The sequence below is a fragment of the uncultured Faecalicoccus sp. genome, from assembly GCF_944325745.1.
Taxonomy (GTDB): domain Bacteria; phylum Bacillota_I; class Bacilli_A; order Erysipelotrichales; family Erysipelotrichaceae; genus Faecalicoccus.
The window spans coordinates 1-12,869 of sequence record NZ_CALVBG010000033.1; the positions used below are offsets into that span (position 1 = coordinate 1).

Annotated in this window: 16 protein-coding genes; all 16 read left to right on the top strand. The window is 36.8% G+C overall.

The features are described from left to right. The first annotated feature begins 49 nt into the window (after positions 1-49). On the top strand, positions 50-709 hold the full coding sequence (locus Q0J48_RS04505; RefSeq protein WP_296242042.1) for a hypothetical protein: 660 nt from the start codon (positions 50-52) through the stop codon (positions 707-709). Between the two features lie 16 nt (positions 710-725). Further along, entirely contained in the window at positions 726-2,045 is a 1,320-nt protein-coding gene (locus tag Q0J48_RS04510; RefSeq protein ID WP_296242043.1) for a Mur ligase family protein, read from the top strand. A 179-nt stretch (positions 2,046-2,224) separates the two neighbouring features. Beyond that, the gene (locus tag Q0J48_RS04515; RefSeq protein ID WP_296242045.1) at positions 2,225-2,611 is read left to right on the top strand and encodes a histidine kinase; all 387 of its coding nucleotides are present in this window, start codon (positions 2,225-2,227) and stop codon (positions 2,609-2,611) included. Then, positions 2,608-3,186 carry a hypothetical protein gene (locus Q0J48_RS04520; RefSeq protein WP_296242047.1) on the top strand — a complete coding sequence of 193 codons (579 nt, stop codon included), beginning with the start codon at positions 2,608-2,610 and terminating at the stop codon, positions 3,184-3,186. Before Q0J48_RS04515 ends, Q0J48_RS04520 begins: the two co-directional genes overlap by 4 nt. 2 nt (positions 3,187-3,188) lie before the next feature. Continuing rightward, the gene (locus tag Q0J48_RS04525) at positions 3,189-4,202 is read left to right on the top strand and encodes a LacI family DNA-binding transcriptional regulator (RefSeq protein WP_296242048.1); all 1,014 of its coding nucleotides are present in this window, start codon (positions 3,189-3,191) and stop codon (positions 4,200-4,202) included. Positions 4,203-4,294: 92 nt separating this feature from the next. Continuing rightward, a complete protein-coding gene (gene ybeY / locus Q0J48_RS04530; protein WP_296242049.1) occupies positions 4,295-4,750 on the top strand; it encodes an rRNA maturation RNase YbeY in 456 nt (151 codons plus the stop codon). After that, the gene (locus tag Q0J48_RS04535; protein ID WP_296242051.1) at positions 4,731-5,075 is read left to right on the top strand and encodes a diacylglycerol kinase family protein; all 345 of its coding nucleotides are present in this window, start codon (positions 4,731-4,733) and stop codon (positions 5,073-5,075) included. The genes ybeY and Q0J48_RS04535 overlap by 20 nt, the downstream gene beginning before the upstream one ends. A gap of 9 nt (positions 5,076-5,084) precedes the next feature. Beyond that, positions 5,085-5,981, top strand: coding sequence for a GTPase Era (gene era / locus Q0J48_RS04540; protein ID WP_296242053.1), 897 nt, complete (start codon positions 5,085-5,087; stop codon positions 5,979-5,981). Continuing rightward, positions 5,974-6,702 carry a DNA repair protein RecO gene (gene recO / locus Q0J48_RS04545; protein ID WP_296242055.1) on the top strand — a complete coding sequence of 243 codons (729 nt, stop codon included), beginning with the start codon at positions 5,974-5,976 and terminating at the stop codon, positions 6,700-6,702. Before era ends, recO begins: the two co-directional genes overlap by 8 nt. Positions 6,703-6,778: 76 nt before the next feature. After that, a complete protein-coding gene (locus Q0J48_RS04550; protein WP_296242056.1) occupies positions 6,779-7,705 on the top strand; it encodes a hypothetical protein in 927 nt (308 codons plus the stop codon). A gap of 4 nt (positions 7,706-7,709) precedes the next feature. Next, complete coding sequence (gene cmk / locus Q0J48_RS04555; RefSeq protein WP_296242058.1) at positions 7,710-8,366, top strand: (d)CMP kinase; 657 nt, start codon at positions 7,710-7,712, stop codon at positions 8,364-8,366. 20 nt (positions 8,367-8,386) lie between these two features. Beyond that, positions 8,387-9,694 carry a ribosome biogenesis GTPase Der gene (der, locus tag Q0J48_RS04560; protein WP_296242060.1) on the top strand — a complete coding sequence of 436 codons (1,308 nt, stop codon included), beginning with the start codon at positions 8,387-8,389 and terminating at the stop codon, positions 9,692-9,694. Between the two features lie 5 nt (positions 9,695-9,699). After that, a complete protein-coding gene (locus tag Q0J48_RS04565; protein WP_296242062.1) occupies positions 9,700-10,695 on the top strand; it encodes an NAD(P)H-dependent glycerol-3-phosphate dehydrogenase in 996 nt (331 codons plus the stop codon). A gap of 1 nt (position 10,696) precedes the next feature. Then, positions 10,697-10,993: an HU family DNA-binding protein gene (locus Q0J48_RS04570; RefSeq protein WP_296242064.1), complete on the top strand. Its 297-nt coding sequence runs from the start codon at positions 10,697-10,699 to the stop codon at positions 10,991-10,993. A gap of 186 nt (positions 10,994-11,179) precedes the next feature. Further along, entirely contained in the window at positions 11,180-11,812 is a 633-nt protein-coding gene (gene hxlA, locus Q0J48_RS04575) for a 3-hexulose-6-phosphate synthase (protein WP_296242065.1), read from the top strand. Beyond that, positions 11,805-12,365: a 6-phospho-3-hexuloisomerase gene (gene hxlB / locus Q0J48_RS04580; RefSeq protein WP_296242067.1), complete on the top strand. Its 561-nt coding sequence runs from the start codon at positions 11,805-11,807 to the stop codon at positions 12,363-12,365. The genes hxlA and hxlB overlap by 8 nt, the downstream gene beginning before the upstream one ends. The last annotated feature ends 504 nt before the right edge of the window (positions 12,366-12,869 follow it).

A 12,869-nucleotide genomic window follows, 5' to 3' on the forward strand; every position in this document is an offset into this window, starting at 1 on the left:
AGGAAATTGAAGATTATTTAAATAAGAATAGTAGTTTGGGGGAATAATTATGTTTAAAGATTTGATGCAGGCGATTTTTACGGAAGAAGTAGAACCGGAAGAAACTGAAACGGAAGTGGAAGCTGAGGCTTCTACACCGGAACCGGAACCCCAAGTTGTAAAACAGGAAGAGAACCCAACGTTTGTGGAACCAGCGATCTCTTTAGATACAACGACGGTCCAAGAGCCTGAAATTGCACAATTTGGACAAACAACAAATAAGATTGAAGAAACACACTCTAGTTTATTTACAGGTTTAGATGTTGACAGTATTGCCAGCGAAGAACCAAAACCACGAAAAAAACCATATCATTTTGATCGTTCCAAAACGATGAAGATTCGTCGTACGCAGGAAGATTTAGAATATACACCCATTATTTCTCCTATTTTTGGAAATATGGAAGAAGCAAAAAAAGATAATTCTAAAGTTCATAATGCGATCGACCTTCATAAACCAGAACAGCCTGAAGATTATATGACTGTCCTTTCTCCGATGTATGGAGAAAAGCTGGATGCAGTTCGCCCCACTCGACGTATTCCCAAAATGAACACAGAACCTGTCAAACCAGAACAGAAAGTTTCGAAAAGTTCTTTATCCTTAGATGATATGCTTGAGAAAGCACCAAAGGAAAAAAATCAACAAACAACTTTGTTCTCTCAAGAAGACTAGATTGAGGTGATATTCTATGGCTTATCATTTTATCGGGATCAAGGGTACCGGCATGGCTTCTTTGGCAACTATTTTATTTGATGAACGCAAAGAAGTGAATGGAAGCGATATTGAAAAATATATTTTTACACAAGATGAACTGGAGAGAAGAGGAATCGAAATCACAAAGTTTGATGCGGATAACATCAAAGACAACGATACGGTTATCATTGGTTTATCTTTTGATCAAACAAATCCGGAAGTGAAAGCGGCATACGCAAATCCTACTGTCAAAACTTATTACTATAACGAATATCTTGGAAAATTGCTGGAGTCCTATGCATCGATTTGTGTGGCTGGTACACACGGAAAATCAACGACGACAGGAATTCTAGGAACTGTGCTGCCAAACTATGCACCTACTGGATATTTGATTGGCGATGGACATGGACATATGCCAAAGCAGGCTAAATATTTTGTTTTAGAGTCTTGTGAATTCCAGCGGCATTTTTTAGCGTATCATCCAGATTACTCGATTATCACGAATATTGAGTTGGATCACGTTGATTATTATAAAGATATGGATGATTACTTAGATGCATTTCAAACTTTTGTATCCCAGACAAAGAAACATTGCGTCATCTTTGGTGATGATCCTTATTTGCGTAAATTAAAATATTCCACACCTGTTTCGACTTACGGATTAGGACCTGATAATGATTATCGAGCCGTTCATGTTGAACAGGGACCGTTTGGAATGCGATTTGATTGCGAGTATCAAGGAAAGGTGATTGCACATATCGAATTGTCAGAGATTGGGGATCCATTTTTACAGGATGCATTAGGATGTTTTGCCTTGTGCCATGTATTAGGAATGCCAGTCGACAACATTGTTCAAGGATTGAAAGATTATAAAGGGATTGCTAGACGATTTGTAATTGAGGAAGTGAAGGATAGTGTTTTAATTGATGATTATGCACATCATCCGACTGCTATTCGTTATATGATCGATTCGGCGCGTAAAAAGTACCCTAATCATAAAATTGTGGCATTATATAAACCGGATCGCTATTCTCGTCTTCAATATTTCTTGAATGATTTTGCGGACAGCTTGAACACGGCGGATCAAGTCGTTCTTTGTGACTTTCCGAAAAATGCAGTTCGAGAAGATGATTCAATTACTGTGACCATTCAAGATCTTTTGAATTTATGTCCGGGTTCGCAGTTATTAGATATTGATCAAGCTTCTGCTAAAGTTTTAAAAGACATGGCACCTGCGGTCTATGTATTTATGTCTAGTAAAGATATCTATCTCTTAAAGGATATGTTGTTCAAAGAAATTGAATCGTCAAACTAAGTTTTTAAATATTAGGATCTTATCGGTGTATAAGGTCCTTTTTTCTATTCGTTTATAAAAGCCTTAGATACTTTATTATTCTTCGAATCATTAAAGCGTTTTCATCGTTATGAAAATATTTTCAAAAATACATAGAAATCAAAATTTGGAAATGTTATAATACAAAAAGAGGTGGTAATTTGACAGTAGATACGTTTTTTTCTACAATCGCTAAGGTTGCCGGCTGGATCTTGCCGGTCTTAGGAATCGTCGTTTTAATATATTTAATTCTGATTTTAAGAGAGCTACTCGTTACATTAAAAAGCGCTACAAAAACTTTAACGACGACAGAGGAGCAAATTCGAAAACTCGATGTTCCTTTACAAACAGCTGAAAATCTCTCTCGTACGGTGGATGAAGTCCATGAAACAACAAAAAAAGCTGTAAAATCAACGGCATCATTCCTTGTATCAAATTTAGATCAGTTAAAAAACTGGTTCCATCAAAAAAATTCAAATGTTCCTAATGATGTTGATGAAAGTTTTCTTTCGGCATCAGAAGATATAAAAGAGGAGGAAAGCATATGAGTGAAGAAAACAAAACGGTTGATGTGGTAGAAGAATTAAAAGAAGAGGCTTTGACAGAGCTTTCAACATTAGAAGAAGAAAATAATACCGAAAACGAAAAGATTATTTCTGATGCGAAAGAGAAAATCAAAGCGGTTTTTGACGATCTTCAAATCTGGATCAAAAATAATACAGAACCAGAAAAAGTTAAAGAAGGTCTGAATAAAGCAAAAGATGAATCCATTCGTATTCTTAAAACTACCAAAGACAAAGCAATCGAAATCAGTAATTCAGAACAGTTTAAAAATACAGTTTCCGCAGGGAAAGATTTCTTGGTTGGTGCTGGCACTTTGATTGGAGATGGCTTAAAAGCTGGGGCCGATGTTTTGATGCGTAATGAAAACATCAAAAATATTGTGGATACTGCCGATCAGAAATTGGATGTTTTGCGTGAAAATGAAAATTTAAAAAATGTCGTGGATGCTGCCGAAGATGTGACTCAAAAGCTCAATGATGCTGTATTTTCTGGTATTCGCAAATTCTTTGATAAAAAAGATCGTACCGATACAGCAGCTGAACAGGAGGATTCTGAATAAGTATGAAACGAATCACCATCTATGATGTTGCTAAAGAAGCGGACGTCTCGTTGGCTACTGTCAGCCGTGTAATCAATGACAGTAATGTTGTGCGTGAAGATACAAAACAACGCGTTCAGGAGGCCATTGAAAAATTAGGATATAAACCGAATGCGATTGCCCAAGGTTTGGCTCTCTCTAAAACGACGACCGTGTCGATCGTCATGAGTGAGAAATTATTTGCGTACAACGGTAAAATCCTGAATGGTTTAATGGATGTTGCGAAAATCTATAATTACAACATCATGTTTCACACGACATCGAAAGGTATTTCAAAAATGCAAGATGTCATTGAATCCATTATTAAATCGCATGTTGATGGAGTCATTCTCTTCAATGATAATTTCTCAGAAGATGAAATGGAAGTTTTACAAGAATACCAGATTCCTATGGTGGTTGTTGGAAGCCAATTAGCCGAAACTGGCATTGACAATGTGGGCAATGTCTATGTTAATTTTGAACAAATGGCTTACCAAATGGTCAATGAGCTGTTTGAAAAAGGAATTACTGATATTTCTTTGGTTGAGGATAAATTGAACTTAAGCATGATGGCTCAATTACGTTCCGGTATTGAAAAAGCCTTTGCCGAAAAGGGAATGGAATTCAAAAAATATATTTCTTATGATGATACTTATAAGAGTTCCTACAATTTCTTAACGGATTATTTTAAAAGCCATAAACCTAGCCAGTTTGTATTTACATTCCGTGATTCACAGGCGATTGCTCTTTTGAATGCTTGCCAGGAAGCAGGATATAAGATTCCGGATGATTGCCAAGTGGTTTGTGTTTTAAATAACAAATACTTATCGATGACGCGCCCGAATATTTCTACTTTTAATATCCCAGAGTATGATATGGGGGCTGTCTCGATGCGTCTATTAACAAAAATGTTGGTTGATGATGATTCAATCAAAGATAAAGATAGTAAACAGATTGAACTTGGATATTCCTTTATTCCAAAAGGAACAACAAAATAGTTTTATAGGGAGGTCTATATTACATAGATCTTCTTTTTTATGAAATATGTGCAATGTAGAGGTTTTTTTGTTTGTAGTGTATAATATCCATTATGGAAGTAGTATTGATCAACCAAGCAAAAGATCCAAGTATCTATCGTTATAAGAAGGATTTTTCCGCAATTTTAAAAAGGACCTGCGATGTTCTTAATTTAAATAATGAGTACACGCTTAGCGTTATTTTTGTGACGCCTGAAGAGATTCATGAAATCAACCGCGAATATCGCAATATTGATAGAAGTACAGATGTCATCAGTTTTGCACTTCATGATGATATGTCGAATGTTTTGCTTGAAGAAGAAGAAAATGAATTAGGAGATATCTTTATCAATGTTCAGGCTATATCAGATCAGGCAAAAGAGTATGGACATTCAAAGCGAAGAGAAGCTTGTTTTCTCTTTTGTCATGGTTTGTTGCATTTATTAGGGTATGACCACATGGAACCAGATGAAGAAAAAGAGATGTTCCATTTGCAGGATGTGATTTTGGATGAAATGGTTAAAAGGTAGATTTAAATACGCTTTTAGCGGATTTCGATACGCGCTCATGGACCGCAGTATACGATTACAATGTTTGTTTGGCTTGATTGTGATTTTGGCGGGGATCATTTTCCGTTTAACATTTTTGGAATGGATCCTTATTGTTTTCTGCATTGGATTTGTGATCTTCGCAGAAATCGTTAACTCTTGTATAGAGAATCTCGTTGATTATATTTCATTGAAACACACGCCCCAGGGTAAAAAAATCAAGGATATGGCAGCGGCGGCTGTTTTGTTGGTCAGCATCATGAGTGCTGTTGTTGGTTTGATTATTTTCTTGCCAAAATTATTTTAGGAGATATTTATGTCATATAAATCAGGATTTATTGCCATCATAGGACGGCCTAATGTTGGCAAAAGCACATTGATGAATTCACTTTTAAAAGAAAAAATTGCGATTATGTCGGATAAACCGAACACGACCAGAAATAATATTGCTGGCATCTTAACCCAAGAAGATGTGCAATATGTTTTTGTTGATACGCCAGGTATTCATAAACCTCAACAACAATTAGGTCGAGTTTTGAATAAAAATGCATATATGGCAATGGAAGATTGTGATTGCATTGCTTGGATCGTAGATGCAAACCAACCTTTTGGAAAAGGGGATTCCTTTATTCTGGATAGAATTACTTCTTTACAGAAAAAAATCATTTTGATTCTTAATAAGATTGATTTATTGTCTAAAGAGGAATTGATGAATGTCTTAGTGGAATGGAATCAAAAAGCATCTTTTTATGCGATCATTCCCATTAGTGCAAAAGCACAGGACAACTTACAGGAATTATTAAATGTTATAAAAGAAATCTTGCCAGAGGGAATGCCTTTATATCCGCAAGAGATGAAAAGCGATCACGGTGAAGATTTTCAAATCACTGAGATCATTCGCGAGAAGATCCTTTTTAATACAAAAGAAGAGATTCCTCACAGTGTAGCGGTTTTGTTGGAAAATAAAGAAAACAAAGATCATCATCTGTATTTGCAAGCAGTGATCGTTGTTGACCGAAATTCTCAAAAAGGGATATTGATTGGAAAGCAAGGCAGCATGATCAAAAAGATCCGACTTTCTGCTCAAAAAGAATTGAAACAAAAATTTGGTTGTCCAGTTACGCTGGATCTTTATGTTCGAGTGGAAAAAAACTGGAGAAACAAAGATTTAAAGATCAAAGAATTTGGATTGGATGAATTCAACGATGACTGAAGTCGAGGGAATCGTATTAAAAGTTCAAGATTATAAAGAAAATGATGCTTTAGCCTGGTTGTTAACAGAGACCGAAATATTGACTGTCCGTATTCGCGGCTATCAAAAGACTACATCGAAATTAAGGAATTGTGCACAATGTTTTTCTCATGTCCGTTGGCAGATCCATTCTAAGGTCCAAGGCTTTTCCTTATTGATTCATGGGACTTGTATTGATTTTTTTGCTTTTCAAAATAATCTTTTACGACAAAGCATAGCTTTTGTTTTACGTGACATTTTTTTAAAAATTGATGGTCATTCTAGTTATCTTAACCTTTTTTTATCGATATTACATGCAGTTTCCGACACCGATCAAGAGTTTTATTTCCGCATCGTATGGCTGTTAAAACAAATTTTGATCAACGAAGGAATCCAGCCGTACACCGATGGATGTATCCTTTGTCATAGAACAGATCGTTTGCAAGTTTTAAGTAAAACACAAGGTGGTTTTTTATGTTCAAACTGCAATACAGATAAGAAAACGGATAAAAAAGAAGAATTGATCAAGATCTATTCCATATTTCATGCCGAACTAGAAAACTTTGAACTTTGTCGCGATCGATTTGTGTTTTCTTTACAAGATGTTCTTTATTGGTGTGAATGGTTTGAATATTATCAGCAAGTTCATCTAAAAAGTTTGGACTTTGTTAAACAAATTGTAAAGCTGGAATCATCAGCATAAATCAGGAACTCATGAAGAATTATAGAATTTCTATTTCAGATTTTGTATAATAATATGGAATGCTTAGGAGGATTTTATGGCAGAAAAATTATCAAGAACGAAAAGATATCAAGAATTAAGAAATCGACTGGATGAAGAAACAACAGCCGCTCAAGAAGATAAGATCAATCAACAAACAGGATTTGCACGTCTTTCTCGTACACAGCATAAAGCGTTATCGCATGCCAGTGATCATCGTGCCGCTACTTCTACATTTACTTATGAAGATGCTCCCAAACAGAGCCCGGTCATGGAAGATCTGTTAGGGGAAGTAAAACAGTATAACATTGAAAAAGGAAATCGTTATACCGATGATACACAAATCAACATTCTTCATCAATTAGAATCTCAACCGGAGATCAGTCGTCGCAACACCCATATATTACCGGTTGAGGAAGAAGAGGAAGAATCCGGAAGCACAATGCGCATGCCAAAGCCAGATATGGATGTTGATGGGGTAGCGACTTATATGCCAAACCAGAAACTGACGCGCATCAATCCTGTGATGACAAAACCGGAAATCGTCGCAGCGCCGGAAGTAAAGGAAGAGGAAGAAGTACAAGCAAAAGAAGAAGCAATTACTCTTTCTAATGAGGAAAGCCAAAGAGTGTTCCTGGGCAAAGATGATTTTTTGGTGGATGATACGATTGATACGGATCACTTATCCTTATTTGATACGAAACCATCTCCTCGAGTTGAACCTGAAGCTACAGTTCAGAAACCTGTTCAACCAAAACGGGCAAAGAAGCCGTCTAAGCCTAAAAAGACCGCAAAGAGCAAACCAGTTTCTCAAGATATGCCATCTGCCAAGATCCGCATGAGCACACGTGATATAGAAGACATTGAAAAGGAACCAAAAAGTCGTTCGGGAATGGTTGTCAATGTGATTCTTGTTGTTTTAGTGATTTTATTATTGGCGAGCATTGCTGCTACTATATATTTTTTGACACAGATAGGAGCTTAGTTCTATGGGCAAATTCAATATTGCAATCGATGGACCTAGCGGAGTTGGAAAAAGTACGATTGCAAATCTTTTAGCTCAACATTATCATATGACACATTTAGATACAGGTGCCATGTATCGTTGTGTTGCTTATTATTTCAAGAATAACAAGATTGATTTAAATGATCCGGCCTCAGTACAAGCAGCTTTAGATTCTATCCGAATCGCATTTGATCAAGATCGTGTTTACTTAAATGATGAGGATGTAACACAATCTATTCGGTTCAATGAAATTTCCATGGCAGCTTCCAAGGTTTCTAAGCTGGAAGCAGTACGTAAAAAATTAGTCTCTTTACAACAAGATATTGCCAAAAATAAAGGGTATATCTTAGACGGAAGAGATATTTGTACTGTTGTTTTACCGGATGCTGAAATCAAGATCTATATGGATGCCTCCAGCAAGGCCAGAGCACAGCGCCGATACGACGAATATGTACAAAAGGGGATCGATGCGGATTATGAAACAATTTTCCAAGATATTGTAGCTCGTGATTATCAAGATACTCATCGCAAGAATTCGCCTCTAAAGGTCGCTGATGATGCTGTGGTCGTGGATACTTCTGACCTTACAATTGAAGAGGTCATCGACAAAATCGAAGAAATAATTGAAGATACACTGTAATTTTAGAAAGGAGTGATTCTATGATCAAAGGAACTATTGCGATAGTTGGTCGTCCCAATGTTGGTAAATCAACGTTTTTTAATCGATTGATCGGTCAACGGAAAAGCATCGTAGATGATACTCCTGGAGTTACACGGGACCGAATCTATGGAGAGGTTGAATGGTTGACTCAAACTTATCGTGTTATTGATACTGGTGGTATTCAAATTGATGATCAGCCTTTTGCCGAGGAAATCAATATGCAGGTTGATATCGCCATTGAAGAAGCCGACGTGATACTCTTCTTAGTCTCTGCTAAAGAAGGGGTCATGTCTGATGATATGGCCATCGCCAAAAAGCTGGTGCGATCCAATAAACCTGTTCTTCTCGTTGTGAACAAAGTTGATAATGAGAAATTACAAATGGATGCCTTCGAATTCTATTCTTTAGGTCTGGGTGATCTTTTTTGCATCAGCAGTGTGCATGGAATTGGAATCGGTGATGTCTTAGATAAGGTCACAGAGATCATGCCGCCAAAAAATCTTTCAAGCTACGATGGAATGACCTCGTTTTGTGTGATAGGTCGTCCGAATGTCGGAAAAAGCTCACTTGTCAATGCAATCTTAAAAGAAGACCGAGTCATTGTATCCAACATCGAAGGAACAACTCGGGACGCCATTGACACGCCTTTTAGATACGAAGGGGAAGAGTATATTATTATTGATACTGCCGGAATTCGAAAAAAAGGAAAGATCTATGAAGACATTGAAAAGTATTCGATTCTTCGAGCTTTGAATGCGATTGATCGTAGCAATGTTGTTTTATTCCTAATCGATGGATCTTTAGGAATTCGCGAACAGGATAAACACGTTGCCGGATTAGCTCATGAGGCAGGGAAGGGTGTCATTATCGTCTATAACAAATGGGATACTGTTGAAAAAGATGATAAGACGATGCAGAAGATCACAAAAGAGATCCGGGCACAGTTTCTTTATTTAGATTATGCACCGATTGTATTTGTTTCTGCTTTGACTGGACAAAAGGTCAATCAAATCTTACCAACGATTCAACAAGTCCATGACAACTGCACGTTACGTATTCAGACCAATGTGCTCAATGACGTGATCTTGGATGCACAAATGATGAATCCGGCAAAACCACATAATGGAAAACAATTAAAGATCTATTATTCCAGTCAAGTGGGTGTAGAACCGCCTACATTTGTTTTATTTGTTAATGATCCTGAATTACTGCATTTTAGTTATAAACGCTATATTGAAAACAAGATTCGAGAAGCCTTTGGATTTGAAGGTACGCCGATTCGTATCTTAGCTAGAAAGAAGAGTTGATTTTTATGAAAACAGTTATTGTTGGAAGTGGAAGCTGGGGAACAGCATTAGCACAAGTTTTGCAAGATAATCACCAGGATGTCATTTTGTATGGTATCGAAGCTTCAGAAATTGAAGATATTAACACAAATCATAAAAATTCCAAATATTTTGATGATGTTCCTTTGAATCCGGATTTAAAGGCAACGCTCGACTTAACGGTCGTTAAAGATGCTGATATTGTTTTATTAGCAGTACCAACTATTGCGATCGAATCGATTTGCCAACAAATTGATCCGTTATTAACAAAAAAAGTGATCATCGTCAACGTTTCAAAAGGATTCCATCCGGAAACGAACGAAAGAATGTCAGAAGTGATTCGTCGTTCGATTTCCAAAGATCATTTAAGCAGTGTTGTCTCATTGATTGGCCCTAGCCATGCCGAAGAAGTTGTGATTCGCTTATTAACGACAATTGATGCGGTCAGTTTAAAAGAAGAGGATGCACAAACCGTGCAAGAGCTTTTCTCTAATCAGTATTTAAGAATTTATACGGGTGATGATGAGATCGGCAGTGAATTAGGCGTTGCCATTAAAAACGTCATGGCGATCGCGTCTGGTATTTTATCAGGGTTAGGATACCAAGACAATACGCGAGCCGCTTTGATCACAAGAGGTCTGCAAGAAATGATCCGTTATGGTACGGCTTTTGGCGGTAGAGAACAAACTTTTATGGGGCTTACTGGAATTGGAGATTTGATCGTAACGTGTTCGAGTGTTCATTCTCGCAATTTTCAAGCAGGCTATCAAATCGGAAAAGAAAATACGGTTGAAAATTTCTTGAAGAACAATAAGAAAACGGTAGAAGGGGTTCGTACAGCTAAGATCGTGCATCGCGTGGCTTCAAAACATGGAATCGATATGCCAATCTGTGAAGAAGTTTACCAAATCTTATTTGAAGGAAAAGAGCCTAAAACATGTGCTTCGGATTTGATGCTGCGTGAACTAAAAAGGGAATTTTAATATGGCAAAATTTGTAAACAAAGAATCTCTAACGGAGACTGTTTATAACGAGCTGAAGCTCTCGCGAAAAGATGCTGGGCATGCAGTAGAGCTCATTTTTAAAGAGATCATGGATGCTTTAGCGCAAGAAGGGGAAGCCGATATCGCTGGATTTGGTAAATTTGTTATTTTCGATCGTAAAGAACGCATGGGAATCAATCCCGTCACAAAGGAGAAAATGGTGATCCATGCAACCAAGCTGCCTAAATTTAAACCTAGTATAAGCTTAAAGAAGATTTGTAATTCGAAAGATATTTAATATGTCTATTGTAAAAAGATTTTTCATTCTATTATTTTGTATACTGATCATTGCCTCAATGTTGATTGGTATGCTTCTATAAAACGATTTCAGATCCATTGTGAGATGGATCTTTTTTGATAAATATAGGGATTCTATTGTTTTTATTTTTGATTTTTTGTACATTTTAAACAGAGGTGTTTGAGAATGAAATTACAAATTGCATTAGATACTTTATCGCTTGATGAATGTATTGAACTTTTAGAAAAAACAAAAGGATATGTTGATATAGCTGAAGTGGGAACGCCTTTTATCATCGAAGAGGGAATGAGACCTGTGAAAGCTATCAAAAACAATTTTCCTGAAATTCAAGTATTAGCAGATGCTAAGATCATGGATGCCGGAGAATTTGAAGCACGTAAATGTTTTGAAGCAGGAGCGGATATCGTTACCGTATTAGGTGTGAGTCATGATGAAACAATCCTGGGGTGTGTGAAGGCTGCTAAAGCATGTAACGGCAAGATCATGGTTGATATGATCAATGTTACCGATTTAAAGAGTCGAACTAAAGAAATCGATGAAATGGGTGTCGATTATATATGTGTTCATACGGCCTTTGATGTTCAATCGACGGGGCAGGATCCGCTAGAAGAACTGAAAATTGTCAATTCTGTGATCAAGAATGCGAAAAGCGCTGTTGCAGGCGGGGTAAAACTTGCAACCATCGATGCAATCGTTGCGGAAAATCCAGAAATTATTGTAGTTGGAGGAGCAATATGCAACGCAGAGGATAAAGAAGCTATGTCAAAGGATATGAAAGGAAGAATGCATCATGAATAATCTACAATACGCAAAAACTGTATTAGAAGAATTAAATCACACATTAATGAGCATCAATCCTGAAAAGGCAGATTCTTTTGTAGAATTGATTGATGAAGCGAATGAGATTTTTTGTGCCGGAGCGGGTAGAAGTGGTTTTCAAGTTAAAGGGTTTGCAATGCGATTGATGCATATGGGAAAACATTCCTATGTTGTCGGAGAAACGTGCACCCCAAACATAAAAGAGGATGGACTGTTGGTCATTTGTTCAGGATCGGGTGAAACGAAAAGTTTGGTCAATCATGCATCAAAAGCAAAGGAAGTCGGTGCCAAAATCGCTTTGATTACCATTAATCCAGAGTCATCGATTGCTAAGGTGGCTGATGTTGTCATTGAAATCAGTGCTCCCAGTCCCAAGAGTGCTAAAGAAGGGGATATTCAATCGATTCAACCTATGGGCTCTCTATTTGAACAGAGTGAAGGATTATTCATGGATATTGCCATTATGATGTTAATGGAAAGAAATCATATGGATAGTGATACTATGTTTGGAAGACATGCAAATATGGAATAAAGTATTATTTTTGAAAATAATAAAAAATAATTTGGTCCATTTGGGCCTTTTTGTATGATCTATTCGTGTAACAATATGGCAACACTGATTATTTTTTAAAACTTTTTAAAGGTTCATATAAAACAATCGAGTCTTTGACGTTGATTTGGACTCTAATGGCAAATACTATTTCGAGACCACATGATTCACAAATGTTCGAGCCATTTGTTAAAGATATTGAAAATGTCGGTCTTGAGAGAATCGAAATAGAAAAATGTTTTATTAAACTAATAAAGAAAGGCCTGGACAATATGTCGAATAAAGAAATCAAACAAACCATCATCTCGGAGCTCTTACTAAGCCAAAGACCAGAGCTCGAGGGAAGAGCAAACCTACTCAAGAAGAAATGCTTCAAGCAATCACTCAATAAAAAACTTGCACCCAATTACGGGTGCTTTTATTTTATTATAAAAGGGTAAAAGAACCGAATGGTAAATAATAGAATATATTTACAGTTATGTTGTA

Bases quoted from the DNA above. Each gene is read 5' to 3' on its own strand.
- Q0J48_RS04505 (WP_296242042.1), top strand. From the start codon at position 50: ATGTTTAAAGATTTGATGCAGGCGATTTTTACGGAAGAAGTAGAACCG.
- Q0J48_RS04525 (WP_296242048.1), top strand. From the start codon at position 3,189: ATGAAACGAATCACCATCTATGATGTTGCTAAAGAAGCGGACGTCTCG.
- Q0J48_RS04565 (WP_296242062.1), top strand. From the start codon at position 9,700: ATGAAAACAGTTATTGTTGGAAGTGGAAGCTGGGGAACAGCATTAGCA.
- Q0J48_RS04570 (WP_296242064.1), top strand. From the start codon at position 10,697: ATGGCAAAATTTGTAAACAAAGAATCTCTAACGGAGACTGTTTATAAC.
- hxlA (WP_296242065.1), top strand. From the start codon at position 11,180: ATGAAATTACAAATTGCATTAGATACTTTATCGCTTGATGAATGTATT.
- recO (WP_296242055.1), top strand. From the start codon at position 5,974: ATGACTGAAGTCGAGGGAATCGTATTAAAAGTTCAAGATTATAAAGAA.
- Q0J48_RS04520 (WP_296242047.1), top strand. From the start codon at position 2,608: ATGAGTGAAGAAAACAAAACGGTTGATGTGGTAGAAGAATTAAAAGAA.
- der (WP_296242060.1), top strand. From the start codon at position 8,387: ATGATCAAAGGAACTATTGCGATAGTTGGTCGTCCCAATGTTGGTAAA.
- Q0J48_RS04510 (WP_296242043.1), top strand. From the start codon at position 726: ATGGCTTATCATTTTATCGGGATCAAGGGTACCGGCATGGCTTCTTTG.
- Q0J48_RS04535 (WP_296242051.1), top strand. From the start codon at position 4,731: ATGAAATGGTTAAAAGGTAGATTTAAATACGCTTTTAGCGGATTTCGA.
- ybeY (WP_296242049.1), top strand. From the start codon at position 4,295: ATGGAAGTAGTATTGATCAACCAAGCAAAAGATCCAAGTATCTATCGT.
- era (WP_296242053.1), top strand. From the start codon at position 5,085: ATGTCATATAAATCAGGATTTATTGCCATCATAGGACGGCCTAATGTT.
- hxlB (WP_296242067.1), top strand. From the start codon at position 11,805: ATGAATAATCTACAATACGCAAAAACTGTATTAGAAGAATTAAATCAC.
- Q0J48_RS04550 (WP_296242056.1), top strand. From the start codon at position 6,779: ATGGCAGAAAAATTATCAAGAACGAAAAGATATCAAGAATTAAGAAAT.
- cmk (WP_296242058.1), top strand. From the start codon at position 7,710: ATGGGCAAATTCAATATTGCAATCGATGGACCTAGCGGAGTTGGAAAA.